The sequence below is a fragment of the Rhodococcus sp. DMU2021 genome (assembly GCF_019641445.1).
Classification (GTDB): Bacteria; Actinomycetota; Actinomycetes; order Mycobacteriales; family Mycobacteriaceae; genus Rhodococcus; species Rhodococcus pyridinivorans.
In genome coordinates, this window is sequence record NZ_JAIFKB010000012.1 from 108,833 (window position 1) to 132,903 (window position 24,071).

27 protein-coding genes are annotated in these 24,071 nt (G+C 68.1%); 10 read left to right on the forward strand and 17 right to left on the reverse strand.

Features of this window, described 5'->3' with window-relative positions:
* Positions 1-59 precede the first annotated feature (59 nt).
* The gene (moeZ, locus tag K3M35_RS17130) at positions 60-1,292 is read right to left on the reverse strand and encodes an adenylyltransferase/sulfurtransferase MoeZ (RefSeq protein WP_051121492.1); all 1,233 of its coding nucleotides are present in this window, start codon (positions 1,290-1,292) and stop codon (positions 60-62) included.
* 70 nt (positions 1,293-1,362) lie between these two features.
* Positions 1,363-2,421: a DUF3152 domain-containing protein gene (locus tag K3M35_RS17135; RefSeq protein ID WP_374107771.1), complete on the reverse strand. Its 1,059-nt coding sequence runs from the start codon at positions 2,419-2,421 to the stop codon at positions 1,363-1,365.
* A 194-nt stretch (positions 2,422-2,615) separates the two neighbouring features.
* On the opposite strand from K3M35_RS17135, the gene K3M35_RS17140 reads away from it, so the two are divergent.
* Positions 2,616-3,272 carry a TetR/AcrR family transcriptional regulator gene (locus tag K3M35_RS17140; RefSeq protein WP_006550245.1) on the forward strand — a complete coding sequence of 219 codons (657 nt, stop codon included), beginning with the start codon at positions 2,616-2,618 and terminating at the stop codon, positions 3,270-3,272.
* Between the two features lie 120 nt (positions 3,273-3,392).
* Here K3M35_RS17140 and K3M35_RS17145 read toward each other — a convergent pair whose 3' ends face one another.
* Positions 3,393-3,623 (reverse strand): DUF3107 domain-containing protein, encoded by a 231-nt coding sequence (locus tag K3M35_RS17145; protein ID WP_006550244.1) that lies wholly within the window; start codon positions 3,621-3,623, stop codon positions 3,393-3,395.
* 57 nt (positions 3,624-3,680) lie between these two features.
* Complete coding sequence (locus K3M35_RS17150) at positions 3,681-4,385, reverse strand: ferritin-like fold-containing protein (protein ID WP_006550243.1); 705 nt, start codon at positions 4,383-4,385, stop codon at positions 3,681-3,683.
* Positions 4,386-4,591: 206 nt separating this feature from the next.
* On the opposite strand from K3M35_RS17150, the gene K3M35_RS17155 reads away from it, so the two are divergent.
* Together K3M35_RS17155 and K3M35_RS17160 are read left to right on the forward strand one after the other, a co-directional pair.
* Entirely contained in the window at positions 4,592-6,256 is a 1,665-nt protein-coding gene (locus K3M35_RS17155) for a DEAD/DEAH box helicase (protein ID WP_019288483.1), read from the forward strand.
* Positions 6,257-6,260: 4 nt separating this feature from the next.
* The gene (locus K3M35_RS17160; protein WP_220666774.1) at positions 6,261-7,466 is read left to right on the forward strand and encodes a hypothetical protein; all 1,206 of its coding nucleotides are present in this window, start codon (positions 6,261-6,263) and stop codon (positions 7,464-7,466) included.
* A gap of 108 nt (positions 7,467-7,574) precedes the next feature.
* Here K3M35_RS17160 and K3M35_RS17165 read toward each other — a convergent pair whose 3' ends face one another.
* Positions 7,575-8,375 (reverse strand): ParA family protein, encoded by an 801-nt coding sequence (locus tag K3M35_RS17165; RefSeq protein ID WP_220666775.1) that lies wholly within the window; start codon positions 8,373-8,375, stop codon positions 7,575-7,577.
* 74 nt (positions 8,376-8,449) lie between these two features.
* Between K3M35_RS17165 and K3M35_RS17170 the strand changes: the two genes are divergently transcribed.
* Positions 8,450-8,935 (forward strand): GNAT family N-acetyltransferase, encoded by a 486-nt coding sequence (locus tag K3M35_RS17170; RefSeq protein ID WP_006550239.1) that lies wholly within the window; start codon positions 8,450-8,452, stop codon positions 8,933-8,935.
* 6 nt (positions 8,936-8,941) lie between these two features.
* Here K3M35_RS17170 and K3M35_RS17175 read toward each other — a convergent pair whose 3' ends face one another.
* The gene (locus tag K3M35_RS17175; protein WP_024101488.1) at positions 8,942-9,364 is read right to left on the reverse strand and encodes a hypothetical protein; all 423 of its coding nucleotides are present in this window, start codon (positions 9,362-9,364) and stop codon (positions 8,942-8,944) included.
* A 47-nt stretch (positions 9,365-9,411) separates the two neighbouring features.
* On the opposite strand from K3M35_RS17175, the gene K3M35_RS17180 reads away from it, so the two are divergent.
* Together K3M35_RS17180 and K3M35_RS17185 are read left to right on the forward strand one after the other, a co-directional pair.
* Positions 9,412-10,350 (forward strand): diacylglycerol kinase family protein, encoded by a 939-nt coding sequence (locus K3M35_RS17180; RefSeq protein WP_006550237.1) that lies wholly within the window; start codon positions 9,412-9,414, stop codon positions 10,348-10,350.
* Positions 10,351-10,622: 272 nt separating this feature from the next.
* Positions 10,623-10,877, forward strand: a complete 255-nt coding sequence (locus K3M35_RS17185) for a WhiB family transcriptional regulator (RefSeq protein WP_006550236.1) — start codon at positions 10,623-10,625, stop codon at positions 10,875-10,877.
* A gap of 81 nt (positions 10,878-10,958) precedes the next feature.
* On the opposite strand, the gene K3M35_RS17190 is transcribed toward K3M35_RS17185, so the two are convergent.
* A complete protein-coding gene (locus K3M35_RS17190) occupies positions 10,959-12,434 on the reverse strand; it encodes a sensor histidine kinase (protein WP_220666776.1) in 1,476 nt (491 codons plus the stop codon).
* Positions 12,435-12,468: 34 nt separating this feature from the next.
* Complete coding sequence (locus tag K3M35_RS17195) at positions 12,469-12,684, reverse strand: biotin/lipoyl-binding carrier protein (protein WP_006550234.1); 216 nt, start codon at positions 12,682-12,684, stop codon at positions 12,469-12,471.
* 95 nt (positions 12,685-12,779) lie between these two features.
* On the opposite strand from K3M35_RS17195, the gene K3M35_RS26945 reads away from it, so the two are divergent.
* Positions 12,780-12,854, forward strand: coding sequence for a 50S ribosomal protein bL37 (locus K3M35_RS26945; protein ID WP_022597109.1), 75 nt, complete (start codon positions 12,780-12,782; stop codon positions 12,852-12,854).
* Between the two features lie 113 nt (positions 12,855-12,967).
* Here the strand turns inward: K3M35_RS26945 and rsrA are convergent, their stop codons facing one another.
* Together rsrA and K3M35_RS17205 are read right to left on the reverse strand one after the other, a co-directional pair.
* Positions 12,968-13,249 (reverse strand): mycothiol system anti-sigma-R factor, encoded by a 282-nt coding sequence (gene rsrA, locus K3M35_RS17200; protein ID WP_006550233.1) that lies wholly within the window; start codon positions 13,247-13,249, stop codon positions 12,968-12,970.
* A complete protein-coding gene (locus K3M35_RS17205) occupies positions 13,246-13,890 on the reverse strand; it encodes a sigma-70 family RNA polymerase sigma factor (protein WP_371683125.1) in 645 nt (214 codons plus the stop codon). The genes rsrA and K3M35_RS17205 overlap by 4 nt, the downstream gene beginning before the upstream one ends.
* A 206-nt stretch (positions 13,891-14,096) precedes the next feature.
* Here K3M35_RS17205 and ybaK point away from each other — a divergent pair, with 206 nt between their 5' ends.
* Positions 14,097-14,594: a Cys-tRNA(Pro) deacylase gene (ybaK, locus tag K3M35_RS17210; protein WP_019288488.1), complete on the forward strand. Its 498-nt coding sequence runs from the start codon at positions 14,097-14,099 to the stop codon at positions 14,592-14,594.
* 22 nt (positions 14,595-14,616) lie between these two features.
* On the opposite strand, the gene K3M35_RS17215 is transcribed toward ybaK, so the two are convergent.
* Positions 14,617-15,375, reverse strand: coding sequence for an SOS response-associated peptidase (locus tag K3M35_RS17215; RefSeq protein ID WP_217579631.1), 759 nt, complete (start codon positions 15,373-15,375; stop codon positions 14,617-14,619).
* A gap of 80 nt (positions 15,376-15,455) precedes the next feature.
* Between K3M35_RS17215 and aroA the strand changes: the two genes are divergently transcribed.
* On the forward strand, positions 15,456-16,742 hold the full coding sequence (gene aroA / locus K3M35_RS17220) for a 3-phosphoshikimate 1-carboxyvinyltransferase (protein ID WP_220666789.1): 1,287 nt from the start codon (positions 15,456-15,458) through the stop codon (positions 16,740-16,742).
* On the forward strand, positions 16,709-17,728 hold the full coding sequence (gene rsgA, locus K3M35_RS17225) for a ribosome small subunit-dependent GTPase A (RefSeq protein WP_006550228.1): 1,020 nt from the start codon (positions 16,709-16,711) through the stop codon (positions 17,726-17,728). The genes aroA and rsgA overlap by 34 nt, the downstream gene beginning before the upstream one ends.
* A gap of 74 nt (positions 17,729-17,802) precedes the next feature.
* Here rsgA and K3M35_RS17230 read toward each other — a convergent pair whose 3' ends face one another.
* From K3M35_RS17230 to K3M35_RS17255, 6 genes are all read right to left on the reverse strand, one after another.
* Positions 17,803-19,038 carry a fatty acid desaturase gene (locus K3M35_RS17230; protein ID WP_024101492.1) on the reverse strand — a complete coding sequence of 412 codons (1,236 nt, stop codon included), beginning with the start codon at positions 19,036-19,038 and terminating at the stop codon, positions 17,803-17,805.
* Positions 19,039-19,073: 35 nt separating this feature from the next.
* Positions 19,074-20,387, reverse strand: a complete 1,314-nt coding sequence (locus tag K3M35_RS17235; RefSeq protein ID WP_220666777.1) for an acyl-CoA desaturase — start codon at positions 20,385-20,387, stop codon at positions 19,074-19,076.
* Positions 20,388-20,418: 31 nt separating this feature from the next.
* Entirely contained in the window at positions 20,419-21,549 is a 1,131-nt protein-coding gene (locus K3M35_RS17240; RefSeq protein ID WP_024101494.1) for a ferredoxin reductase, read from the reverse strand.
* A 110-nt stretch (positions 21,550-21,659) separates the two neighbouring features.
* Positions 21,660-22,169 carry a hypothetical protein gene (locus K3M35_RS17245; RefSeq protein ID WP_006550224.1) on the reverse strand — a complete coding sequence of 170 codons (510 nt, stop codon included), beginning with the start codon at positions 22,167-22,169 and terminating at the stop codon, positions 21,660-21,662.
* A 3-nt stretch (positions 22,170-22,172) separates the two neighbouring features.
* Positions 22,173-23,582: a wax ester/triacylglycerol synthase family O-acyltransferase gene (locus tag K3M35_RS17250; protein ID WP_064060259.1), complete on the reverse strand. Its 1,410-nt coding sequence runs from the start codon at positions 23,580-23,582 to the stop codon at positions 22,173-22,175.
* A complete protein-coding gene (locus tag K3M35_RS17255) occupies positions 23,579-24,067 on the reverse strand; it encodes an HAD-IA family hydrolase (RefSeq protein WP_024101497.1) in 489 nt (162 codons plus the stop codon). The genes K3M35_RS17250 and K3M35_RS17255 overlap by 4 nt, the downstream gene beginning before the upstream one ends.
* Positions 24,068-24,071: the final 4 nt, after the last annotated feature.

Genomic DNA, 24,071 nt, shown 5'->3' on the forward strand with positions numbered 1-24,071 from the left:
CCGCACACCGCTCGGATCGGGAAGGCACTCCGCTGTTTCAGGTCACAACGAGGTCACCGTCAGTACACCGGTAGCGAGGGATCCACCTGCTGCGCCCACGCGATCACCCCGCCGTGCAGATGTGTCGCGTCCGAGAATCCGGCTCGCACAAGCACTTCGAGCGCCTCGGCCGATCGGATTCCCGTCTTGCAGTACAGCACGATCGGCGTGTTCTGCGGCAGGTCGGCGAGGACCTCACCGGAGAGGATGCGGTCCTTCGGCACGAGCCGGGCACCGTCGATGCGGACGATCTCCCACTCGACGGGTTCGCGCACGTCGATCAGCGCGATGTCGCGGCCCTCGTCGAGCATCCGGCGCAACTCGCTGGGGGTGACGGCCGAGCGAGCCGACGCGGCGGCATCGGGAACGATCCCGCAGAAGGCCTCGTAGTCGACGAGTTCGGTGACGGGCACCCGTCCCGGATCCCGGCGCAGGGTCACCGTCCGGAACGACATCGCGAGCGCGTCGTAGATCAGGAGGCGACCGAGCAGCGGCTCGCCGATCCCGGTGACGAGTTTGATCGCCTCGGTCGCCATGACGGTGCCGATCGTGCCGGGCAGGACACCGAGTACCCCGCCCTCCGCGCAGGAGGGAACCATCCCCGGTGGCGGTGCCTCGGGGTAGAGGTCGCGGTAGTTCAGGCCGCGTCCGTCCGGGGCGTCCTCCCAGAACACCGATACCTGGCCTTCGAAACGGAAGATCGATCCCCACACGTAGGGCTTGCCCGCGAGGACCGCGGCGTCGTTGACGAGATAGCGGGTCGCGAAGTTGTCGGTGCCGTCGAGGATGAGGTCGTACTGCTCGAACAGCTGCACGGCATTGCTCGACTCCAGGCGCGTCTCGTGCAGGCGCACAGTCACACCGTCGTTGATCGCCAGGATGCTGTCGCGGGCACTGTCCGCCTTGGGCCGTCCGACGTCGGAGCGGCCGTGGATCACTTGGCGCTGCAGGTTGGACGTCTCCACGTCGTCGAACTCGACGATGCCGATCGTGCCGACCCCCGCCGCCGCGAGATACAGCAGGGCCGGCGAACCCAGGCCGCCGGCGCCGATACACAGCACCCGCGCGTTCTTCAGGCGACGCTGGCCGGTGACCCCGACATTCGGGATGATCAGGTGACGGCTGTACCGCGCGACCTCCTCGCGACCGAGCTCCGGGCCGGGTTCCACCAACGGCGGAAGGGATCGGCGCGTCGACGGTGTCGTTGCGGTCACGGGTTCTCCTGTCGCGATGCGTCCTGCGTCACCGTCCATGGTGCCATTCGCGGAAGCCTCCCCCGACAGCCCTCCGACGGTTGTGCCCCCGACAACTGTGCCCCGGCGGCTATGCCCGCGGGTACGGCCAGGGATTGAACCGGCACCGCAGTCCGTCGGCCGGGACGGCGCCGTCCGGGTCGAGGCGGGCGATGTCGTCGTTGGCGGTTCCGAAGGTCTGCTGCATCATGATCGGCGCGAGACCGCCGTCGGTGGTGCAGGCATCGTGTTGCGCCAGGCCGATGGCGTGGCCGACCTCGTGGTTGACGACGTACTGGCGGTACGACCCGATGTCGCCCTGGAAGGCGACGGCCCCGCGCACCCACCGCGCTTCGTTGAGGAACACCCGCTCCATCGAGGGGTTGAAGCACGATCCCTCGAGCGGGATGTCGTAGCCGCATCCTTCGCGAATGGTCATCTGCGAGGTGAGGGAGATCCGGAAGTCCGGCTCGCCGGTGTCGATCCGGCGGAAGGCGACCGCCTCGTCGCCGATCCAGCTGCGCGGGTCGGCGAGGGTCCGGTCGACCATCGACGCGAAGGCCGCGTCGCCGCCGTAGCCGGTGGTGTCGATGCCCTCCTCGAGTTCCACCGTGTAGGTGAACACACGGGTCTGCCCCGCGCCGACCTGACCCGTGGTGCCGGGCACGACCCGCCACTCCCGCGCACCGACCTCCGTGAACGGGCCGCCCTCCGGCAGCGCACCGGACTCGAGCGACTCGGGGAAGGTTCCCTCGGGTTGCGGGGCCTCGACGATGATCTCGGTGACCTCGCTCGCGTCGGTCTGGTCGGCGGGCTCCTCCGCTCCGGCGCCACGCGCGGCGTCCCACAGCACGATCAGGGTCACGACGGCGAGGATCGGAACGGCGTAGGCGCGCCAGCCGTAGGTGGCGACGAACCTGCCCACGCGGGTCTGCTTGCGGACGTCCCGTTCGGGTCGCGGTCGGCGCGGCGGCCGGTCCGGCCGTCCCACCGGGTCCCACACGGCACGCAGGGGCTGGTGCGACCGGCGACCCGCCTCGGGTCGTTCCGTTCCTCGCGACCGGGACGAACCGGGCAGCGTCGGGGAAGGATCTGTCGGCGAGGAGCCCTGCGGGCCCCTGCTCTCGCGCACTCCTCCACGCTCGATCACGGATGTCAGGATGTCATATCGAGACCATTTCGATATCCGAAGCGCCGAACCTGCGCCCCCATTCGTGCACCGGGAACGGATACTGGGCGGTAGGCCGATCCGTTCGACACGCGACTTCACCTGTAACGTGCAGAGACGAGGAGCGCCGAGGTGGTACAGGCCACGTTCGGAAGTAGTGCAGATTGGGAGTAAGCATGACCGACGTCACCGAACGAGCATCCGGCCGGGGTTCCAACGGCAAACGGGGCGCCCGGATGCCGCGTGACGAGCGTCGTGCCCAGTTGCTCGAGGCTGCCAGCGAGGTATTCGTCACACGCGGTTACCACTCGGCCGGCATGGACGAGATCGCCGAGTGTGCCGGAGTGAGCAAGCCCGTCCTGTACCAGCACTTCCCCGGCAAGCTCGAACTGTATTGCGCCGTGCTCCAGAACTACGTGGACACCCTCATCAACGGCGTACGCCAGGCCCTGCGGTCCACCACCGACAACCGTCAGCGCGTGCGCGCCGCAGTGCAGGCCTTCTTCGATTTCGTCGACAACGACAGCCAGGGATTCCGGCTCGTCTTCGAATCCGATCTGATGGGCGAACCGCAGGTGTCGCGGCGAGTGGAGCAGGCCACCGAGGCGTGCGTCGACGCCGTCTTCGACCTCGTCAGCCACGACTCCGGTCTCGATCCGTACCGGGCCCGCATCCTCGCGGTCGGCCTGGTGGGAACGAGCCAGTTCACCGCACGCTACTGGCTCGACGCCGCACGCCCGATCCCCAAGGAGGACGCCGTGGACACCACGGTCGCGCTGGCCTGGGGCGGTCTGAAGCACGTGCCGCTGCAGCCGGAACTCCGTCGTCGCTGACGACACAGAGGCGCACCGTCGTCGCTGACGACATATGAGCACCGTCGTCGCTGACGACACATACCGAGAACGACGAACGGGCCGGGGCGACATGCCCCGGCCCGTTCTCGTCGGTCGCTCTCAGTTGGCGGCGAAGCCGACCTTGCCCAGCGTGGCAGGACCGATGTCCACGTAGCTGATCTTGGCGGCCTGCACGAGAACCTTGCGGCCCTTCTCGTCGACAAGGGCGAGCACCCCGTCGTCGGCGCCGTTCAACGCGGCCCGGACGAGCTTCTCCACCTCGTCGGGCGTCTGGTCGCTGACGACGACAACTTCGCGCGGGCTGTCCGCGACGCCGATCTTGACCTCCACGGTGGACCTCCGATTCTCATGCATTGAAACCGAGCTGGTACTGCTATCAGCCCCAGGCTAATGCAGTCCGAGCACCGACATCCGCTCGGCGTGCTCGACCTGCATGCGATCGAACAGCGCGGCGATGTTCGCCAGGTCACCGGACGCGAGAATCACCAGCTCGGCGAGTTCCTCGTTCTGCGCGAGGACGTACTGCGCCTGGGTGATGGCCTCGCCGAGCAGCCGGCGTCCCCACAGCATCAGGCGGTCCTTCTGCAGCGGGCTGCGCTCGACGACCTCGCGGACCTCATGCACCACGAACTCCGAGTGGCCGGTCTCGGCGAGGACCTCCCGGACCACCGTGGACACCTCGGGAGCAAGCATGTCGGCGATCTCACAGTAGAAATCTGCGGCGATCCTGTCACCGACGTATGCCTTCACGAGAACCTCGAGCCACGTCGACGGAGTGGTCGAGGCGTGGTAGGCGTCGAGGGCTTTGCGGTAGGGCTCCATCGCCGCGTAGATCTCCACACCACGATCGGTGAGCGCGGTGTGGAGCGTCTCGAAATGGCTCATCTCCGCAGCTGCCATGCTTGCGAGGGCGACCCGCCCGCGCAGGGACGGGGAGAACCGTGCGTCCTCGGCGAGCCGGTAGAACGCCGAGATCTCGCCGTACGCGAGCAACGCGAAGAGCTCTGCGACACCGGGGTGATCGGCGGGGACTGCGGGTCCGCCCGGCGTCGTGCCGGACTCGGAGGTGGACTGCGGCGTATCGGCTCCCATGACGACGAAGCGTAGTACTACCTCGTGGAATGCGCCGGAACCGGTACAATGGATCGGGAAGCCCGCGCTTCGAGCCGCCGACCGTGGCCCGCGAGCTTCCCAGATAATGTGCGCGCACCCGAACTGCGGATCGCTGCCGCGCTTCGCCGAGCCTGGTGGAAACCGCTCGCGCTGAGGTGCAGGCCGGTCGCCTTTCCCTCTCGTGCGTGCGTGCCGAGACCAGGAAGGCCGGACCCCTGAGCAAGATCACCATCGACCACGAAGACGACGCGAGCGAAACGACCGTCTCCGCACAACTCGACTCCACCCACGTACCCCCAACCTTCGGCGAACTCGGTGTCCGCGACGAGATCGTCCGCGCCCTCGCCGAGGTCGGCATCGAACGCACCTTCGCGATCCAGGAACTCACCCTGCCGCTGGCCCTCGCCGGCGACGACCTCATCGGGCAGGCCCGTACGGGTATGGGCAAGACCTTCGGCTTCGGCGTTCCGCTCCTGCATCGCATCGCCACCGAGGGCTCCGGCACGACCACCCTCGACGGCACTCCCCGTGCACTCGTGATCGTCCCGACCCGCGAGCTGTGCATCCAGGTCACCAACGACCTCGTGAACGCTTCCAAGTACCTGCCCGGCAGCCGCAAGTCGGGCCTCGAGGTCCTGTCGATCTACGGTGGGCGCCCCTACGAGCAGCAGATCGACGAACTGAAGAAGGGTGTCGACGTCGTCGTCGGTACTCCCGGCCGTCTGCTCGATCTCGCCAACCAGGGCCATCTGATCCTGGGCAAGATCGGCGTGCTCGTCATGGACGAAGCCGACGAGATGCTCGACCTCGGCTTCCTGCCCGACATCGAGCGCATCCTCACGATGGTCCCCGACCGTCGTCAGACGATGCTGTTCTCGGCCACCATGCCCGGCCCGATCATCACCCTCGCCCGCACGTTCCTGAACCGCCCGACGCACATCCGGGCCGAGGAGGCCGAATCGTCGGCCGTGCACGAGCGCACCCAGCAGTTCATCTACCGGGCGCATGCACTCGACAAGGCCGAACTCGTCGCCCGCGTACTGCAGGCCGAGGGTCGCGGCGCCACCATGGTCTTCACCCGCACCAAGCGCACGGCGCAGAAGGTGGCCGACGACCTCGTCGAGCGCGGTTTCGCGTGCGGCGCGGTGCACGGCGACCTCGGTCAGATCGCGCGTGAGAAGGCACTCGACAAGTTCCGCAGCGGCAAGATCGACGTGCTCGTCGCCACGGACGTCGCCGCCCGCGGCATCGACATCGACGACGTCACCCACGTCATCAACTATCAGTGCCCCGAGGACGAGAAGACCTACGTCCACCGCATCGGCCGTACCGGTCGCGCCGGACGCACCGGTATCGCGATCACCCTCGTCGACTGGGACGACGTGCCGCGCTGGCAGCTCATCGACAAGGCTCTCGATCTCGGTATCCCGGATCCGATCGAAACCTACTCGAGCTCCCCGCACCTGTTCGAGGAGCTGAACATCCCGTCCGACGCCACCGGACGCGTCCGCAAGGCCGCTCCCGCCGCCTCGGAGAACGGTGAGAAGCGCGAGCGCGTCGAGCGCGAGGGCGGATCCCGCCCGAAGCGCAACCGGGTCCGCCGTCGTACCGTCCGCGGAAAGTCTGCCGACGGCTCCGCAACGGATGTGGCCGCAACCGGTTCGGACGACTCGGTGAAGGCCGAGAACGAGCCTGCCGCAGCGGAGACGGGTGAGGACACCGGGGCGGCCGCTCCGGCACGTCGTCGCCGTCGTCGCCGTCGCACCCGCTCGGGCGAGGGCCCGGCCGGTCGCGCAGAGCAGCAGGACACGTCGAACGTGGAAGCGGTCTCGACGTCGTCTGCCCGATAACCACGTGCTCGCGCCCGAGCGCCGCACCCGCACCGATCTTCTCGTCGCAGCCGCACTCGTCGTCACCGCTCTGGTGGCGGCGAGTGTCGTCTGGCTGAACTCGGATGCGCGGGGCACCACGTCGACCACCTGGGACGGCCCTGTCCCCACTCTCGCTGCCGCGCAATCTCTTCCGCGCACGCTCGCCGAACTGTGGCGTGCTCCGAGTACGGCGACGACCGCACCGGTGGTGTCCGGCGGCACGGTCGCCACGGCAGACGGTGGTGCGGTCGTCGGCCGCGACCCGCAATCCGGCGAGGAACGCTGGCGGTACGACCGCGACCGGGCGTTGTGCGCGGTCACCGAGGCCTGGGGCGACGTGGTCTCGGTCTATCGCGGCCCGCGGGGATGCGGTCAGGTCACCGCGCTCGACTCGGGCAGTGGCTCTCGGGGCGCGCAACGGTCGAGCGACGCCGACGATCCGATCCGGGTCGTCGGCGCCGGTTCGCACCTGATCGCCTTCGGCGAGTCACGTCTCGAGATGTGGCGCTCCGATCTGGTGCGCACGGTCGAGTACGGGCGCGTCGACGCACCGGTGAACCCGAACGCGCAGCCACGATCGGGTTGCGAACTGCGCTCGGCGGATTCGGGCGCCGAAGTGCTGGCCGTGCTCGAGCAGTGCGCGAACGAGCCGACCAATCGACTCACCCTTCTCGATCCCACCCCCGACGACAGCACCAAGCCCGAGGAGTTCGCGTCGTCGGTGCTGCCGGAAGCGGGCGGGGACTCCCGCATCGTCGCGGTGGTCGGCGACCGCACGGCGGTCTACCTGGCCCCGGACGACAACGACGGGCCGCGCATCGAGGTCTTCGACAGCGAGGGCGTCCTCCTCGACACGCACGCCCTGTCGCGTCCTGCCGGCGAATCGGACGACCCCGCCCTCGAGCGCGGCGGCGTGCTCGTGTGGTGGACGGGCCGCGACACCGTCGCATTGTCCACCACCGATTTCGCCCCGCAGTGGACCGTCGAGGACACTCTCGGCAACGGCGACATCATGGCCGGTTCGCTGCTCCTTCCCGTCGAGGACGCCCTCGTGGGAGTCGACTCACGGACTGGTGAACCCGGCCCGCGCATCGACGTCGAGCGCGGGACGGTCTCCACGGTGAACGTCGCCGTCGCCGGGGATGTCGTGGTCGAGCAACGCGGCGATGAGCTCGTGGCACTGCGCTGATGGCGAGCCGTCCCGGTCGGTGCTGAAAGCGAGCCGTCCCGGTCGGTGCTGAAAGCGAGCCGTCCCGGTCGGTGCTGAAAGCGAGCCGTCCCGGTCGGTGCTGACGTGTCAGTCCGCGACGGAGGTCTCGAAAGTCTCGAGTTCCGCCTCCCCCGACCAGTAGCGCAGCAGGTTCTCGGAGAGCGCCCGGTACGCCTCTGCGCCCTTGTTCTTGCGTCCCGCCAGCACCGTCGCGCCCGATGCGGAAGCCTCCGCGAAGCGGACCGTGCGGGGTACGGGTGGGGCCAGCACCGGCAGGTCGTACCGGTCGGAGACATCGGCGAGCACGTCGCGACTGTGCGTGGTCCGCGAGTCGTACAGGGTCGGCAGCGCGCCGAGCAGTTCGAGATCCGGATTGGTGATCTGTTTCACCTCGTTCACCGTGCGCAGGAGCTGCCCGACTCCCCTGTGCGCGAGCGTTTCGCACTGCAGCGGAACGAGCACGGACCGCGCCGCGGTCAGCCCGTTGAGGGTGAGGACGCCCAGAGAGGGCGGGCAGTCGATGACGACGACGTCGTAGTCGTCCTCCACCGACGCCAGCGCCCGCTTCAGGGTGTATTCACGCCCCGGCTTCATGAGCAGCATCGCCTCCGCACCCGCGAGGTCGATGGTCGCCGGCAGCAGCGACATCCCCTCCGCTGTCCCGAGCAGAACGTCCTTCGTCTCGACACCGCCCACGAGCACCTCGTGCACGGATTGTTCGAGCTTGTCGGGGTTGTGCCCGAGAGAGAAGGTCAGGCACCCCTGAGGATCGAGATCGACGACGAGCACCCGCCGGCCCAGCGCCGACAGCGCGGCCCCCAACGACGCGACGGTGGTCGTCTTGGCGACGCCACCCTTCTGATTTGCCACTGCAAGTACCGTTGCCACGACCCCGATCCTCGCGCACTCGGCGGCGCAGCGCGAGGTGAATCCGCCCACGAGACCGCAGGAGGCAGCCCGCCGTGATCCGCAGAGCCACACCCGAGGACGTCCCCGCGATCACCGGGCTGATCTACGACCTCGCCGAATACGAGAAGGCCCGGCACGAGTGCACCGTGGTGCCCGAGCAGATCCACGAGGCTCTTTTCGGGCCGCAGCCCTCGGTGTACGCGCACGTCGCAGAGGAATCCGGAGAGGACGGCACCGAAGGCCGGGTCGTCGGGGTGGCGTTGTGGTTCCGGAACTTCTCCACGTGGGACGGCGTGCACGGGATCTACCTCGAAGATCTGTTCGTCCGTCCCGAACACCGCGGCAAGGGACACGGACGGGCACTGCTCGCGGCGCTCGCCCACGAATGCGTGGAGCGCGGTTACACCCGCCTGAGTTGGTCGGTGCTGGACTGGAACGAGCCGTCCATCGGTTTTTACCGATCCCTCGGTGCCGTCGCGCAGGACGAGTGGACGACCTTCAGGCTCAGCGGCCCCGCCCTGCAAGCGCTCGGCAGCTGAGCCGGATCACTCGTCGACGTCGGGCGCGTACTCGTGCGCGAGCCACCGCGACGTGGGCGGGCTGAACAGCAGCACGAGCGTGGGGACCACGACGAGCGCCAGCACAGTGCCGATGACCGGCTGGTGGGAGTCCGTCAGCAGCGACCACACCACGGGCAGCAACAACAGCTGCGCGAGTATCGCCACGGCACGTCCCCAGCGCACACCGCGCACGAGCGCGATCCCGCCGGCCAGGACCCCGCCGAACAGGATGAACAGCCACAGCGCGAAGCCGTAGCCATTGGTGACCGACTGATCGTGTTCGCCCGAGGCGGCGCGGATGATCGAGTACACCGCGAATCCCATCGCGACGACGCCCTCGAGGACGACGAGCCAACCGGCGGCACGCACGGTCGACGGAACGCTGCTGCGAGGTGTTTCGAGAGGCACCCGTCCAGCGTAGTGGACCCGCCGGGCACCACTTAGGCTGATGTTCCGTGCGCGCCCTGCTGATCGTGAACCCGAATGCGACGACGACCACCCCGGCCGGTCGCGACCGCCTCGCTCACGCCCTGAGAGGCCGGCTCGCGCTGACCGTCGCGCACACGACCCACCGCGGGCACGCCGCAGAACTGGCGCGTTCGGCGCACGCCGACGGGATGGACGTCGTCGTCGCGCACGGTGGCGACGGCACCGTCAACGAGATCGTCAACGGCCTCCTCGGCCCCTCCCCCGACCGAGGCGCCGATCCGACCCTGCCGCGACTCGCGGTGGTGCCCGGCGGCTCGGCGAACGTGTTCGCGCGATCCCTGGGACTGTCCGCCGATCCACTCGAGGCTACCGAGCAGGTACTCGAGTCGTTGCAGGAGGGCAGGACCAGCCGGATCGGCCTCGGCCACTGCGACGGGCGGTGGTTCACCTTCAACGCGGGCCTCGGTCTCGACGCCCAGGTGTGCGAGGCCATAGACCTGAGCCGCGCCGAGGGCAAGAAGGTGACGACGGCGCGCTACGTGCGGCACGCGGTGGCCCGGTTCTTCGCGTCGAAGCGGGCCGAACCGGCGCTCACGCTCGAGATGCCCGGATCCGAACCTGTTTCGGGGGTGCACTATGCGTTCGTGTCGAACTCGAGTCCGTGGACCTATCTCGAGTCCCGGCCGGTGCACACGAATCCCGGCACCTCGTTCGACACCGGTTTGGGTGTGTTTGCTATGACGACGACCCGGGTACTTCCGAGCCTGCGGGTGGTGAGACAACTTCTGGCCGCCCGCGGCGAGCCGGCGTCGCCGCATCTGGTGCGTGCGGACGATGTCGCGCGCGTGCGCGCCCGGGCCTCGCGCCCGATCGGACTTCAGGTCGACGGCGACTATCTCGGACTCCGGACCGAGGTCGAGTTCGTGTCCGTGGCGTCGATCCTCGATGTCGTCGCGCCCCGCTGACGATCCCCCCCAGCGGGACAGCGACAGAAAGAGAAGCACGAATTCTGTGATTGCCACTACCTTCTCGGCTCGAGGGGAGTAGAAAGAGGGATTGGCGAACTCGTAGCCCACACCAGCGTGAGCTTCCCCACGATCGTGGTCGATTCTATTGACTCCACGCTCGTTCGTGAAAGCATTCACAAGTAACCGCGCGGAAACACTCCGTGCCACAGGCGTGAACACGCATTGACCAATCAGCCGGTGCACACGCACCATCGAAGGAGAGTAGAAGCATGGACTGGCGCCACAAGGCCATCTGCCGCGACGAGGATCCGGAACTGTTCTTCCCCGTGGGAAACAGCGGCCCGGCTCTCGCGCAGATCGCGGATGCCAAGCTCGTGTGCAACCGTTGCCCCGTCACCGCCGAATGCCTCTCCTGGGCGCTCGAATCCGGCCAGGATGCCGGCGTCTGGGGCGGTATGAGCGAGGACGAGCGCCGCGCCCTCAAGCGTCGCAACGCCCGCACCCGCGCTCGTACGGCGGTCTGAGCAACTCCGATAGACGTTCGAAGGCCCGGCTCCCCTACGGGGGGAGGCCGGGCCTTCTTACGTGCACGGTCGTAAGGACGATCAGGCGACCGGCACCTTGCCCAGCGGTAGTTGCAGGCGTGCATCGGTCCCGCCGACCTCGTTGGACGTCAACTCCAACGATCCGCCGAGCTCGGCAGCCACGAGGGTCCGGACGATCTGCAGACCGAGCCGGTTCGACGCCTCGAGGCTGAACCCCTCGGGAAGACCCTTCCCCTCGTCGCGGACCACGACGTCGAGCATGCGGGCCGAACGCTGGGCATTGACGGTGACCGTGCCGTTCACGCCCGGATCGAAGGCGTGCTCGACGGCGTTCTGGACGAGTTCGGTCAGCACCATGACCAGAGGCGTGGCGCGATCCGCGGGGAACACGCCGAGATTCCCCTCCCGCACCACCCGGATCTGGCTGCCGACCGTCGACACGTCGACGACGATGGGGATCAGCTGGTCGAACACACCGTCGAGATCGACCTCCTCGTCCACTGACATCGACAGCGCCTCATGGACCAGGGCGATGGATGTCACGCGACGGACCGCCTCCCCCAGGGCCTGCTGGGCTTCCGCGTTCCCGGTTCGGCGCGCCTGCAGTCGCAGCAGCGCGGCGACCGTCTGCAGGTTGTTCTTGACACGGTGGTGGATCTCGCGGATGGTCGCGTCCTTGCTCAGCAGTGCCCGGTCGCGTCGCTTGACCTCGGTGACGTCGCGGACGATCACCGCGGCGCCCCGGATCTTCCCTCCCGGGTTCAGGACCAACGCACGGATCAGAACGGTGGCCCCGAGTGCCTCGATCTCCATGCGCTGCCCCAGACGGCCCTCCACGGCCCCGCGGAGGTAGTCGGTGACGTCGCGACTCTCGAAGGGGTCGGTGACCAGTGCGCGGGTCGTCTCGACGAGATCCTGACCGATCAGGTCGGAGTTCAGACCCATCCGGTGATAGGCCGACAGCGCGTTGGGGCTCGCGTAGACGACCTTGCCCTTCCGGTCGAGCCGGATGAATCCGTCGCCCGCACGCGGACTCGACTTGGTGTCCGAGCGCGCCTCGGGCGTCGGGAAAGTGCCCTCGCTGATCATCCGGTAGAGGTCGTCGGCGCATTCGAGATAGGCCGTCTCGAGCGCGCTGGCCGACCGCCGCGACACGCGGGCGGCGTCGCGGCTGAGCACCGCGACGACCCGACCGTCCCAGCGCACCGGCACGGCCTGACGGATGTTGATCCCGGCGCCCGGGGACGACTTGACGTCGACGATCTCTCCGGTTTCGAAAGCCTTACGGACGTAAGGATGTTCGTTGTCGGAGACGAGCGTGCCGACGGCGTCCTCGGGGATCACCGTCGAGGCGGTGGTGGGTCGGCACTGTGCGACGCACACGATTTCGGACGGCGCCGCGTCGACCCACAGGAGGACGTCGGCGAACGACAGGTCGGCGAGCAACTGCCACTCGCCCACGACACGTTGGAGGTGATCGACGGCCGCGCCCGGAAGATCCGTGTACCTCGCGAGCAACGAACTGAGTGTGGACACGGGAACCGCTTTCGTACTCAGGAGATACCCGCCGTCAGGAGATCACGGCGATGAGGTCGCCCTGCTGGATGACATCCCCGACCGAGACTCCGACGGAGGTCACGGTGCCCGCCGACTCGGCGAGCACGGGAATCTCCATCTTCATCGACTCGAGGATCACCAGCGTGTCACCCTCGGCCACCACGTCACCCTCTCGCACGACGACCTCGAACACGGTCGATACCATCTCCGCGCGTACGTCTTCCGCCATCGAACACCTCGTTTCACGCTCCGGCGGCGGACCTGCCGACAGGACCACTCGACCGCACGTGAAACACTGTAATGAACGAGAAAGGAGATCCCACCATGGGTAAGCGAGGTCGCAAGAAGCGCAGCCGCAAGGGTAACGCCGCCAACCACGGCAAGCGTCCCAACGCCTGAGACGCGGACAGGGGCCGGAAAGCAGCAGCTTTCCGGCCCCTGTCACCTTCGGGGGTCTCACTCAGGACTCGGTACGAGTGAACTCGCCTACGACTCGGTACGAGTGAACCCGCCTACGACTCGGCGCTGTCCGTCTCGGTGATCACCACGGTGCGGCGGATCTGCAGCATGAGCCGCTCCCGCAGGCCCTCGGGTGCGTGTTCCCCGCCGCACTTGCGGCTGAGCAGCGATTTGATCTTCTCCTCGATCCCGTAGGCCTCGAGGCAGGTGCCGCACTCGTCGAGGTGCCGCTGCAGCTTCTCGCGGGAACCGGCGTCGCATTCGGAGTCGAGAAGCAGGTAGACGTCCGCGATGACCGCCGAGCAGTCGAGTCGATCGAAGTCGGGTTCGCTCACTGCGGTGCTCCCTTTCCGCTCTCGGGCTGATCCGATGTTCCGGTTGTGGCGTCCACGGCCTTCTCCCGCATGAAACCGCGATCGCGCGCCACGTCGGCCAACAGGCCCCGCAGCTGCTTGCGACCCCGGTGCAGTCTCGACATCACGGTGCCGATCGGCGTCCCCATGATCTCGGCGATCTCCTTGTAGGGGAACCCTTCGACGTCGGCGTAGTAGACGGCCATGCGGAACTCCTCGGGAAGCTCCTGCAACGCCGCCTTGATGTCGTCGTCGGGAAGCGCGTCGAGTGCCTCGACCTCCGCCGACCGCAGACCGGTCGACGAATGCTCGGCCGTGGCGGCGAGCTGCCAGTCGGTGATCTCGTCGGTCGGGTACTGCGCGGGTTGCCGCTGACGCTTCCGGTACGAGTTGATGTAGGTGTTGGTGAGGATCCGGTACAGCCAGGCCTTGAGGTTGGTGCCCTCGCGGAACGACCGGAAGGCGGAGAACGCCTTGATGTAGGTCTCCTGTACGAGGTCCTCGGCGTCGGAGGGGTTGCGGGTCATCCGCAGCGCAGCGCCGTAGAGCTGATCGAGCAGGGGAAGCGCGTCCCGCTCGAACCGCTCGGTCAGTTCTTCCACAGACTCCTCGATCACACCGATCCCTTCATCGACGCCTGTCGAGAAGGCTACCGGTCCGACGGCGTCCGGATCGGGGGGACGTCCGATGGCGTCCGGTCGAGGCGGGCACAGCACTGCCACGAATTCTCCGATCGTCGGGTCTCGGGTGGCCGGTGGATCCACCCGTCGGTGTGCAACGCCGTGCCCACCGCGCTTGTTCCCCACCTCCGGTTCTCTAGAGTGATCGGATGGCCTCGACATCCACTCCCGCGACGGTGTTGTTGAAGCGCGAGAAGGTCGCGCACCGGGTCCACGAATACGCACATGACCCGAGGTCGTCGTCCTTCGGCGCCGAAGCCGTCGAGGAACTCGGCACACACCTCGGGGTTTCCGCCGAACAGATCTTCAAGACGCTGGTGGTGTCGCTGTCCGACGGCAAGCTCGCCGTCGCGGTGATCCCGGTCCCGGCGACGCTGTCGCTCAAGGCCGCAGCCGGGGCGCTGGGCGGCGGCAAGGCCGTGATGGCCGATCACACCGCCGCCGAACGCGCGACCGGGTACGTCGTCGGCGGCATCTCCCCGCTCGGGCAGCGCAAGCGTCTGCGCACCGTGATCGACGTCTCCGCCGAGCAGTGGGACCGGGTGCTGTGCAGCGCGGGTCGGCGAGGGCTCGAGATCGAACTGGATCCGCACGATCTGATCCGGCTGACCGGCGCCGTCGTGGCCCCGATCACGGCCGGTCCGTAGGGCCCGTCCGCTCCGGCAGCGCCTACAACAGCACCATCTGATCGCCAGCGCCGTCGTCGGGTTGCAGCAGTTCGGGGCCGTTGTTGCGGATGCTGTTGACCTTCGCGGACACGCGGCGGATCTCGATCGCCGAGATCGCCTCGACGCTCGGCACGATCAGATCCGGATGGCCGAGACTGTCGGGGTCGAGCCACGCATCCCACCGCTCCGGCGGGAGGATCAGCGGCATCCGTTCGTGCACGTTGCCGAGTTGCTCGACCGACTGAGCGGTGAGGATCGCCGTGCTCGACAGCGGCGGTGCCTTCGGGTTCCGCGGGTCGCGCCACTCCGCCCACACCCCGGCCATGCAGATCCGCGAGCCGTCGGCCGGCGCCATGAAGTACGGCACCTTGCGAGGCTTGCCGTCCGGCGCGGGTTCGACCTGCCATTCGTACCAGCCGTCCATCGGGACGAGGCACCGCTTGTAGCGCAGCGACCGCGCGAAGCTCGGCTTGGTGGCGACCGATTCGGATCTCGCGTTGATCAGTGGTGCGCTTCCGCCCACCTCTTCGGCGAAGTGCGGCACGAGTCCCCATCGCATGCGGCGGATGCGGCGGCGGACGGGACCGTCGGGATCTTCCCCGTCGTGCCGGGCGACAACGGTGAGAACCTCGGTCGTCGGCGCGACGTTGTAGTCGGGCCCCCGCCCGTCCCGGCTGCTGTCGTCGCCGGTCTCGTCGAGTGCGTCGAGTTCGACGGCGAGCGTCGCCGGGTCGGCGGTGGAGACATACCTTCCGCACATGCCGTCGAGTGTGGCATCGCCGGGTGACGGAACCGACACCGGCGCGCACCGGGTGGGCGAGGGTGCCCGCACCGGTCCGGATGGGCGAAGATGGTCGGGTGAGTCTGTGGAGAGCACCCCGCGCCGTGTCCCCGGTTCGAGCGTCGGTGACGCTGCCGGGATCGAAGTCGATCACCAACCGTGCCCTGATCCTGGCCGCACTCGCCGACGGGCCGTCCACCCTGACCGGCGCGCTGCGCAGCCGCGACACCGACCTGATGATCGGGGCCCTGCGCACGCTCGGCACGACCGTCACCGAGCGCGACGGCGGCACCACCCTCGACGTGACCCCCGGCCCCCTGCGCGGAGGCGAGGTCGCCTGCGGACTGGCCGGCACCGTCATGCGGTTCGTACCGCCGCTGGCCGCACTGGCCGACGGCGACGTGCGGTTCGACGGCGACGAACAGGCCCGCGTCCGCCCGATGAGCACCGTGCTCGACGCCCTGCGCGCCCTCGGCGCCGACATCGACGGCGACCGGCTGCCCTTCACCGTGCACGGCCGCGGTGCGGTGCGCGGCGGTTCCGTGACCATCGACGCTTCCGCGTCCTCGCAGTTCGTCTCGGGTCTGCTGCTGTCCGGGGCCGCCTTCGACGAGGGCGTGGTGGTCCGCCACGCCGGTGAACCGGTGCCGTCGATGCCGCACATCGAGATGACGGTCGAGATGCTCCGAACGGCCGGGGTCCCCGTCGACACCTCCGGGGCCGACACCTGGCGGGTGCCCCCGACGACGATCAAGGCCGTCGACGTCACCGTCGAGCCCGACCTGTCGAACGCCACGCCCTTCCTCGCGGCCGCGGCGGTCACCGGTGGTGTCGTCTCGGTGCCCCTGTGGCCCGAGTCGACCACCCAGGCCGGCGACGCGATCCGCGGCATCCTCGAGCAGATGGGCGCCGAGGTGACGTGGGCCGACGGGACGCTGACCGTGCGCGGCCCGGGCGAATTGCGAGGCATCGACGTGGACCTGCACGACGTCGGCGAGCTGGCGCCGACCGTCGCGGCCCTCGCCGCGGTCGCCGCCTCGCCCTCCGACCTGCGCGGTATCGCGCACCTGCGCGGTCACGAGACCGACCGGCTGGCGGCGCTCGCCACCGAGATCGGTCGTCTCGGGGGTTCGATCACCGAGACCGAGGACGGCCTGCACATCGAGCCGACGCCGCTGCACGGTGGTATCTGGCACTCCTACGCCGACCACCGGATGGCCACGGCCGGTGCGATCCTCGGGCTCGTCGTCGACGGGATCGAGGTCGAGGACATCGGCACCACCGCCAAGACGCTCCCCGATTTCGAAGGCCTGTGGGAGTCGCTGCTGACGGGGAGCGACTCCTGAGGCGGCGGGAGTACGACGAGTCCGACGTCCGGGTCCGCCCCGGGCGCGGCTCGCGGCCGCGCACGAAGGACCGCCCGGCCCACCGCAATGCCGAGGAGGGCATGGTCGTCTCCGTCGACCGCGGGCGGTGGGGTGTCGCGCTCGGCGGTGATCCCGACCGGATCGTGACGACGATGCGGGCACGCGAGCTCGGCCGGACCCCGATCGTGGTGGGCGATCAGGTGGGTGTCGTCGGCGATCTCTCCGGTCGCCCCGACACGCTCGCGCGCATCGTGCGGGTCGAGGACCGCAGCACCGTCCTGCGGCGCACGGCCGACGACACCGATCCGTTCGAGCGCATCGTCGTCGCCAATGCCGAACAGCTGCTCATCGTGGTCGCGCTCGCCGATCCCCCACCACGGACCGGACTCGTCGAACGCGCACTCGTCGCGGCCTATGCCGGCGGTCTCGCTCCCCTGCTGGGACTGACCAAGAGCGACCTCGCCGATCCCGACGAGTTCGCCGCGCACTTCGCGGATCTCGACATCCCGGTGCTGCTCGTCGGTCAGGACGACGATCTCACCGCCCTGCACGAGCGGATCGACGGTCGCGTGACCGCCCTGATCGGGCACTCGGGGGTCGGCAAGTCGACACTGGTGAACAGGCTCGTCCCCGACGCCGACCGCGCCACCGGCGAGGTCTCCGGGGTGGGCAAGGGACGTCACACCTCCACCCAGTCGGTGGCCCTGCATCTGCCCGAGGGCGGGTGGGTGGTCGACACCCCGGGCATCCGGTCGTTCGGGCTCGCGCACATCGGGCCCGACGACGTCGTCGCGGCGTTCGGGGACCTGGCCGAAGCGGTCGAGGACTGCCCGCGCGGGTGCACGCATCTCGGCCCGCCCGCCGATCCCGAATGTGCCTTCGACTCGTTGGAGGGCAAGTCGCACAACCGGGCGATGGCCGTGCGCGAACTGCTCACGGCGCTCGCGTCCAACGACCCCTGGTGAACCGACGAACCCCGGCCGAACGCACGAACCCCGGCACCTGTAGGTGCCGGGGTTCGTGCTCGTTCTCGTGACCGTCAGCGCATGCCGAGCGCGCGGCGGACGAATCCGCGCTTGCGTGTCTTCTCGATGGTGGTGGCCAGACCCACGCGGCGGCCGGTGGCCGGATCGATCTCCGGCGCTCCGCCGAAGCCCCGCTCGGAAGCGGTCTCCGGGGCGGCGTCGCGGTCGTCCTTGAGGTACTTGTCGGGCAGCGACAGCTTGGCGATGGTGCGCCAGGACTTCCAGTACTGCACCGCGAGCGGGCCGGTGGTGTACGGCAGGTCGTACTTCTCGCACAGCTCACGCACACGCACCGCGATCTCCGCGTACCGGTTGGACGGCAGGTCGGGGTAGATGTGGTGCTCGATCTGGTAGCTCAGGTTGCCGGTCATGAAGTCCATGACCTTACCGCCGGAGATGTTCGCGGAGCCGAGCATCTGACGCAGGTACCACTCGGCACGCGTCTCGGTCTCGATGTCCTGCTTCGTGAACTTCTCCGCACCGTCCGGGAAGTGACCGCAGAAGATCACCGCGTTGGTCCAGATGTTGCGCACGAAGTTGGCCGTGGCGTTGGCCCTCATCGTGGACTTCCAGGACTTGCCGGTGAGCGCCGGATAGATCACGTAGTCCTTGAGGTGCTGTTTGCCGAGCTTGGCAAGCACCTCCTTGCCGCGTGCCTTGGTGAGCTCGCGGTCGTCGCGCCCCTGGATGACCTTGCCGAGCTCGAGCAGCTGGATGGCGATGCCGTACTGGAACAGCGCTGCGAGGATGGCGTTGTACGCGACGTTGCCGAGGTAGAACGGCTTCCATCGCTGGTCGCGGGTAACGCGCAGCAGGCCGTATCCCACATCGTCGTCCATGCCGAGGATGTTGGTGTACTTGTGATGCAGGTAGTTGTGGGTGATCTTCCAGTGCGCCGACGGGTCGACGTTGTCCCACTCCCAGTTGGCCGAGTGCACCTCGGGGTCGTTCATCCAGTCCCACTGCCCGTGCATCACATTGTGCCCGAGCTCCATGTTCTCGATGATCTTCGACAGGGAGAGCATGCCCGTGCCCAGCAGCCACAGCGGACGCTTGTTCGAGCCGAGCAGCACGAGGCGCCCGCCGATCTCGAGGCCGCGCTGCAGCCGGATCGTGTTGCGGACGTACCGAGCGTCGCGCTCACCGCGGGACTCCTCGATATCGTGCCGGATGGCGTCGAGTTCGCGGCCGATGGCCTCGACGTCCGCCTCCGTCAGGTGCGCGTACTCCTTGACATCCGATATCGCCATGCGGGCTACTCTACCGTAGGTTACGGTCCCGTAGGTTAGCCGGATTCGGAGCTGTGGCGCGAATCACAGAGTGACGGAAGGTCGCGGGTGACCCGATTCACCAGGCGACGACGACGTTCTGCTACCGCATGCTCGGCATGGACCCGCAGCGCCGTGAGCAGACCCCGGTGACGTCCGGTGGACGCCTCGGTGACCACCGCGGGCGCCTCCGGGCGCCACCTGTCGAACTTGCGCTCGGAGGAGGTCTCGGGGGCGTCGTCGGCCGTCGCCTTGAGGAATCGGTCGGGCAACGCGAGCTTGTGGATCGTGCGCAGGGCGAGCCAGTACTGCCGGGCGAGCGAACCGGTCGTGTACGGCAGGTCGTACTTGCCGCACAGCGCCCGTACACGGGCGGCGATCTCCGGGTAGCGGTTGCTCGGCAAGTCCGGGAACAGGTGATGCTCGATCTGATAACTGAGATTCCCGGTGAGGAAATCCATCGCACGCCCACCGGAAATGTTTGCGCTACCGAGCAACTGGCGCAGATACCACTCTCCGCGCGTCTCGTTCTCGTAGTGTTCGGTCGTGAACTTCTCTGCGCCGTCGGGGAAGTGGCCGCAGAAGATCACGAGATACGCCCAGATGTTGCGGATCACGTTCGCGGTGAGGTTCGCCGACAACGTGCTGCGCCAGGCCGGCCCGGTGAGCGCCGGGAAGAACACCAGGTCCTTGACGACCTGCCGGCCGGCCTTCGCTGCGAATTCCTTGTTGGGCCCCGAATTCCACTGCACGGGCGGGACGCCCTCGAGTTCCTTCTTCGCCGAGAGGTCGTGCAGCGCGATCCCCCACTCGAAGGTCAGCGCGAGGACGATGTTCGCGATCGGCTGCGCGAGATTGCGCGGACGCCACTTCTCGTCGCGCGTCATCCGCAGGATGCCGAATCCCACGTCCTCGTCCATGCCCACGATGTTCGTGTAGGTGTGGTGCGCGTAGTTGTGGGCGCGCTTCCAGTGCTCGGACGGACCGGTCTGATCCCATTCCCACGATGTCGAGTGGATCTCGGGGTCGTTCATCCAGTCCCACTGCCCGTGCATCACGTTGTGCCCGAGTTCCATGTTCTCGATGATCTTCGCGAGCGACAGCGCAGCGGTACCGATGATCCAGCGCGACCGTCGACGCGAACCGAACAGCGCGCAGCGTCCGACCACCTCCAGCACACGCTGCGCACGGATGACGGAATGGATGTAGCGGGCGTCCCGCGGGCCGCGCGAATTCTCCACATCCCGTCGAATCGCGTCGAATTCGTTTGCAAGAGCAACGATGTCGTCTTCGGTCAGATGAGAGAACGCGCGGATGTCGGTGATGGCCAAGCGGGATCCTTCGGAGGTTTGCTGTCGGTGTCTATACGTCCAGTGTGCAGTCGCCGGCAGCGGCGGAGATGCAGGTCTGGACGCGTTCGCCTTCTGCGTGCTCCTTGCCGGATCGCAGATCGACGACGTGCCCCTTCTCGAGCGGCACAACACAAGTCTGACAGATTCCCATGCGGCAACCGAAAGGCATCAGCGCACCGACGCTCTCACCGGCCTCGAGAATCGTCGTGGCGCCGTCCACAGTGACGGTCTTGCCGGACTTCGCGAACGTGATCGTTCCGCCCGAGCCAGAGGTGTCGGCGCGGCTGACGGCGAAGCGCTCGAGGTGGACCTGATCCTCGATGCCCTCCGCGGCCCAGTGCGCGGTGATGTCGTCGAGCATCTGCTGGGGACCGCACGCCCAGGTCTGACGCTCGCGCCAGTCGGGGCACACCTCGTCGAGCTCCGAGAGCGCGAACTTGCCCTTCTCACGGGTGTGACGCACGTGCACGCGGAAGCGATCGTGGGTGGCGTCGAAACGCTCGAGTTCGGACCGGAACATCACGTTCTCGGCCGTCGGCGCGGAGTGGATGTGCACGACGTCGGGCAGGTCGAGTTCGCGCTCGACCGCACGCCGGTCGAGCGTCCGCAGCATCGACATGATCGGCGTGATGCCACTGCCGGCCGTGAGGAAGAGGATCTTCGCCGGCGGCGGGTCGGGCAGGACGAAATCGCCCTTCGGGGCGGCGAGGCGCACGACGGTGCCCTCGGGAACCCCACCGACGAGGTGGCTGGACAGAAAACCCTCGGGCATCGCCTTCACGGCGATGGAGATGACCTTGTCGTCCCAGGTGGGCGACGAGGTCAGCGAGTAGGAGCGCCAGTGCCAGCGACCGTCGACATGCAGACCGATGCCGATGTACTGGCCGGGCGCGTATCCGAAGTCGAAGCCCCAGCCGGGACGGATGACGATCGTCGCGGAATCGGGGGTCTCCTGGCGCACCGAGACGATGCGCCCGCGCAGTTCACGGGCGGACCACAGCGGGTTGACCAGATGCAGGTAGTCGTCGGGGAGCAGAGGGGTGGTTAGCCGGGCCACCGCGCCACGCAGGACGTTGGAGAGCGACTTCTCCCCTGGCGCGACGTGTGCCGCAGGCTTCTCGATCCATTCCTTCAGGCCCATCCGACCGTTTCTCCTCACTCCGGTTACGGCTCCGTAGGTTATCAGAGGTTACGGAAGCGTAGGTTGAGCGAGAGACGGTCGTCACACCTATGACGTGGCGATATGCGAGGTCAGAGCAGTTCGAGCAGGAAGGGCAGTTCCTGGGCCGCGTACCACGCCAGTTCGTGGTCCTCCGCGTCGCCGAGGACGAACTCGGCCTCCTCGTCGCCCAGTTCGGCGGCATCGACGATCTCGCGTGCCCGCGCGACGTCGGCCTCCGCCTCCTGCAGGTCGATGTGCACCGACGCAACCGCACGCATCGTGATCGGCCCGGCGAGCTTGACGACCGCATCGTCGAGATCCGGTCGCGGCTTCACCTCGTCGACGTCGGCCGCGATCACCACCCGACGCGACGCGAAGGACGGATGATCGTTCGGCTCCTCGGACCCGAGCAACCGCAGCGACGCGCGTGCCGCCTCGGCCATAGCGACCTCGGCGAGCTCCTCGTCGTCGCCCGCCGTGTAGGCCTCGCGCAGAGCGGGGGTCACCGCGAAGGCCGTCCGGCCCACCGCGTCGACCTCACCGTCGGCGACGAGGCCCTGCAACATCGCGAGCGTTGCCGGTACATAGACACGCGTCACTTCTCACCTGCCGGCATCCGTCAACTCCTCGAGAGATTCCTGGATCAGCGTCGCTGCCACGTCCACATCGGGCATCGCATCACGATCCGCATTCAAACCGTAGTAGATCTTGCCGTCGTAGGACGTCAACGCGATGCTCAGGGCCTGATTCTTCAGCAGCGGCGAGACCGGGAAGATCTCGAGCAGCCGGGATCCGGTGAGGTAGAGCGGGTGCTGCGGACCGGGCGCATTGGTGATCATGAGGTTGAACATCCGCTGCGAGAAACCCATCGCGACCCGGGCTCCCACCGCGTGCATCGTCGCCGGGGCGAAGCCCGACAAGCGGACCATCGTCTGCGCCGCCACCCGCCGCCGCTGCCGCGAGTAGGCCTCGCCCGCATGCGCGATGTGCGACAACCGGACCACCGCGTTCGGCTCCCCCACCGGCAGATCCAGCAGGAAGGACGACACCTCGCCCTGCGGGTGCACCTGGATCGTGTCGTTGTCGCCGCAGTCGTCCGGATCCTGGGTGTACACCGACATCGGGACCATCGCCCGCACCACCGTCGCCTCGGTGACCGGCTCCCCGCGGGAGAGCAGCCAGTACCGCAACGCGCCGGCGAGGACCGCGAGCACCACGTCGTTGATCGTGCAGCCGTAGCGGGAGTGGATCTTGCGGTAGGGCTCCAGATCGGAGCGCACCACGGAGAACCGACGGCTCCTCGAGATCTGCGTGTTCAGCGGAGTCTCGGGCGCCGACTGCGCTGCCGTGCGGGCGATCCGGCCGACGGCGTCGACGGTCTCGGTGAGGGTCGCCGTGAGATCGCCCACGGCCGATCGCACGGCGGCGATCCCCTCCCCCGGGCGCGCGACGAGTTCGGCGAGCGCTCCGACGAGCAGAGCGGACTCCGACGGTTCGCGTTCGGGCATCCACAATTCCTCGGGGACCTCACGCGGCACCGGTTCCTTGTCGAAGAGCACCTGGACGATGTCGAGGGCCTCCTCGCCGTCGACGAGCGCCGAATGCGACTTCGTGAACAGCGCCACCCGATCGTTCGCGAGCCCCTCGACGAGATACATCTCCCAGAGCGGTCGCGTGCGGTCGAGCGGTCGCGAGACCAGACGCGCGACGAGGTCGTGCAGCTGTTCGTCGGAGCCGGGTTTCGGCAGCGCGGAGCGCCGCACGTGGTAGGTGATGTCGAAATCGCGGTCGTCGACCCACACGGGTCGCGAGAGCCCGAATGCGACCTCCCGCACCTTCTTCCGGTAACGGGGCACCTCGGGCAGTCGCTGCTCGACCAACCGCAGCACGCTCTCGTAGTCGAGACCGCCCTCGGGGGGTTCGAGGATCGCGAGCGACCCGACGTGCATCGGCGTGTTGCTCGTCTCCAGGTAGTAGTACGACGCGTCCTGCGCCGTCATCCGGCTCGTCATCGACCCCGTTCCCCCTCCTGACCCGAACCTCCCGAACATCGCCACCACGACTCGGCGCCGTCCGTGGCTCCGCTCCCGATCTCCTCGGGATCGAGATCGAAGAGTACGGCCAGTTCGCCCGGCGCGTCGTGTGAACCATCATGGTGTACGCCGACCATCCCCGCAGCGGCGGCGCCTCGCACATTGCCGACCGAATCGTCGACGAAGACGCACTCGCCGGGTTCGAGGTCCAGCAGCCGGGCGACCAGCAGGTAGCTCTCGGGGTCGGGTTTGGCGACACGTGCGTCACCCGAGAGCACCACGCGGTCGACGAACGGACCCTCGAGATCGCGCAGCCACTGCGCTCCGGGCCCACCGGGATCGTTGCTCAGCAGGGCGGTCCGCACCCCACGCGCGCGCAGGACCGTCACGGCCGCGCCAAAGGTGTCGGGGTCGCTTCCCGGCCCGACCAGGACGCCACCGACGTCGAGTACGAGTCCTCGCATCACG

What these genes read in the sequence shown, in the direction of transcription:
- K3M35_RS17215 (WP_217579631.1), bottom strand. Translation starts at nt 15,375, where the DNA reads ATGTGCGGAAGGTATGTCTCCACCGCCGACCCGGCGACGCTCGCCGTC.
- K3M35_RS17250 (WP_064060259.1), bottom strand. Translation starts at nt 23,582, where the DNA reads ATGACGAGCCGGATGACGGCGCAGGACGCGTCGTACTACTACCTGGAG.
- K3M35_RS17240 (WP_024101494.1), bottom strand. Translation starts at nt 21,549, where the DNA reads ATGGGCCTGAAGGAATGGATCGAGAAGCCTGCGGCACACGTCGCGCCA.
- K3M35_RS17195 (WP_006550234.1), bottom strand. Translation starts at nt 12,684, where the DNA reads ATGGCGGAAGACGTACGCGCGGAGATGGTATCGACCGTGTTCGAGGTC.
- K3M35_RS17255 (WP_024101497.1), bottom strand. Translation starts at nt 24,067, where the DNA reads ATGCGAGGACTCGTACTCGACGTCGGTGGCGTCCTGGTCGGGCCGGGA.
- K3M35_RS17230 (WP_024101492.1), bottom strand. Translation starts at nt 19,038, where the DNA reads ATGGCGATATCGGATGTCAAGGAGTACGCGCACCTGACGGAGGCGGAC.
- aroA (WP_220666789.1), top strand. Translation starts at nt 15,456, where the DNA reads ATGGGCGAAGATGGTCGGGTGAGTCTGTGGAGAGCACCCCGCGCCGTG.
- moeZ (WP_051121492.1), bottom strand. Translation starts at nt 1,292, where the DNA reads ATGGACGGTGACGCAGGACGCATCGCGACAGGAGAACCCGTGACCGCA.
- K3M35_RS17185 (WP_006550236.1), top strand. Translation starts at nt 10,623, where the DNA reads ATGGACTGGCGCCACAAGGCCATCTGCCGCGACGAGGATCCGGAACTG.
- K3M35_RS17140 (WP_006550245.1), top strand. Translation starts at nt 2,616, where the DNA reads ATGACCGACGTCACCGAACGAGCATCCGGCCGGGGTTCCAACGGCAAA.
- ybaK (WP_019288488.1), top strand. Translation starts at nt 14,097, where the DNA reads ATGGCCTCGACATCCACTCCCGCGACGGTGTTGTTGAAGCGCGAGAAG.
- K3M35_RS17150 (WP_006550243.1), bottom strand. Translation starts at nt 4,385, where the DNA reads ATGGGAGCCGATACGCCGCAGTCCACCTCCGAGTCCGGCACGACGCCG.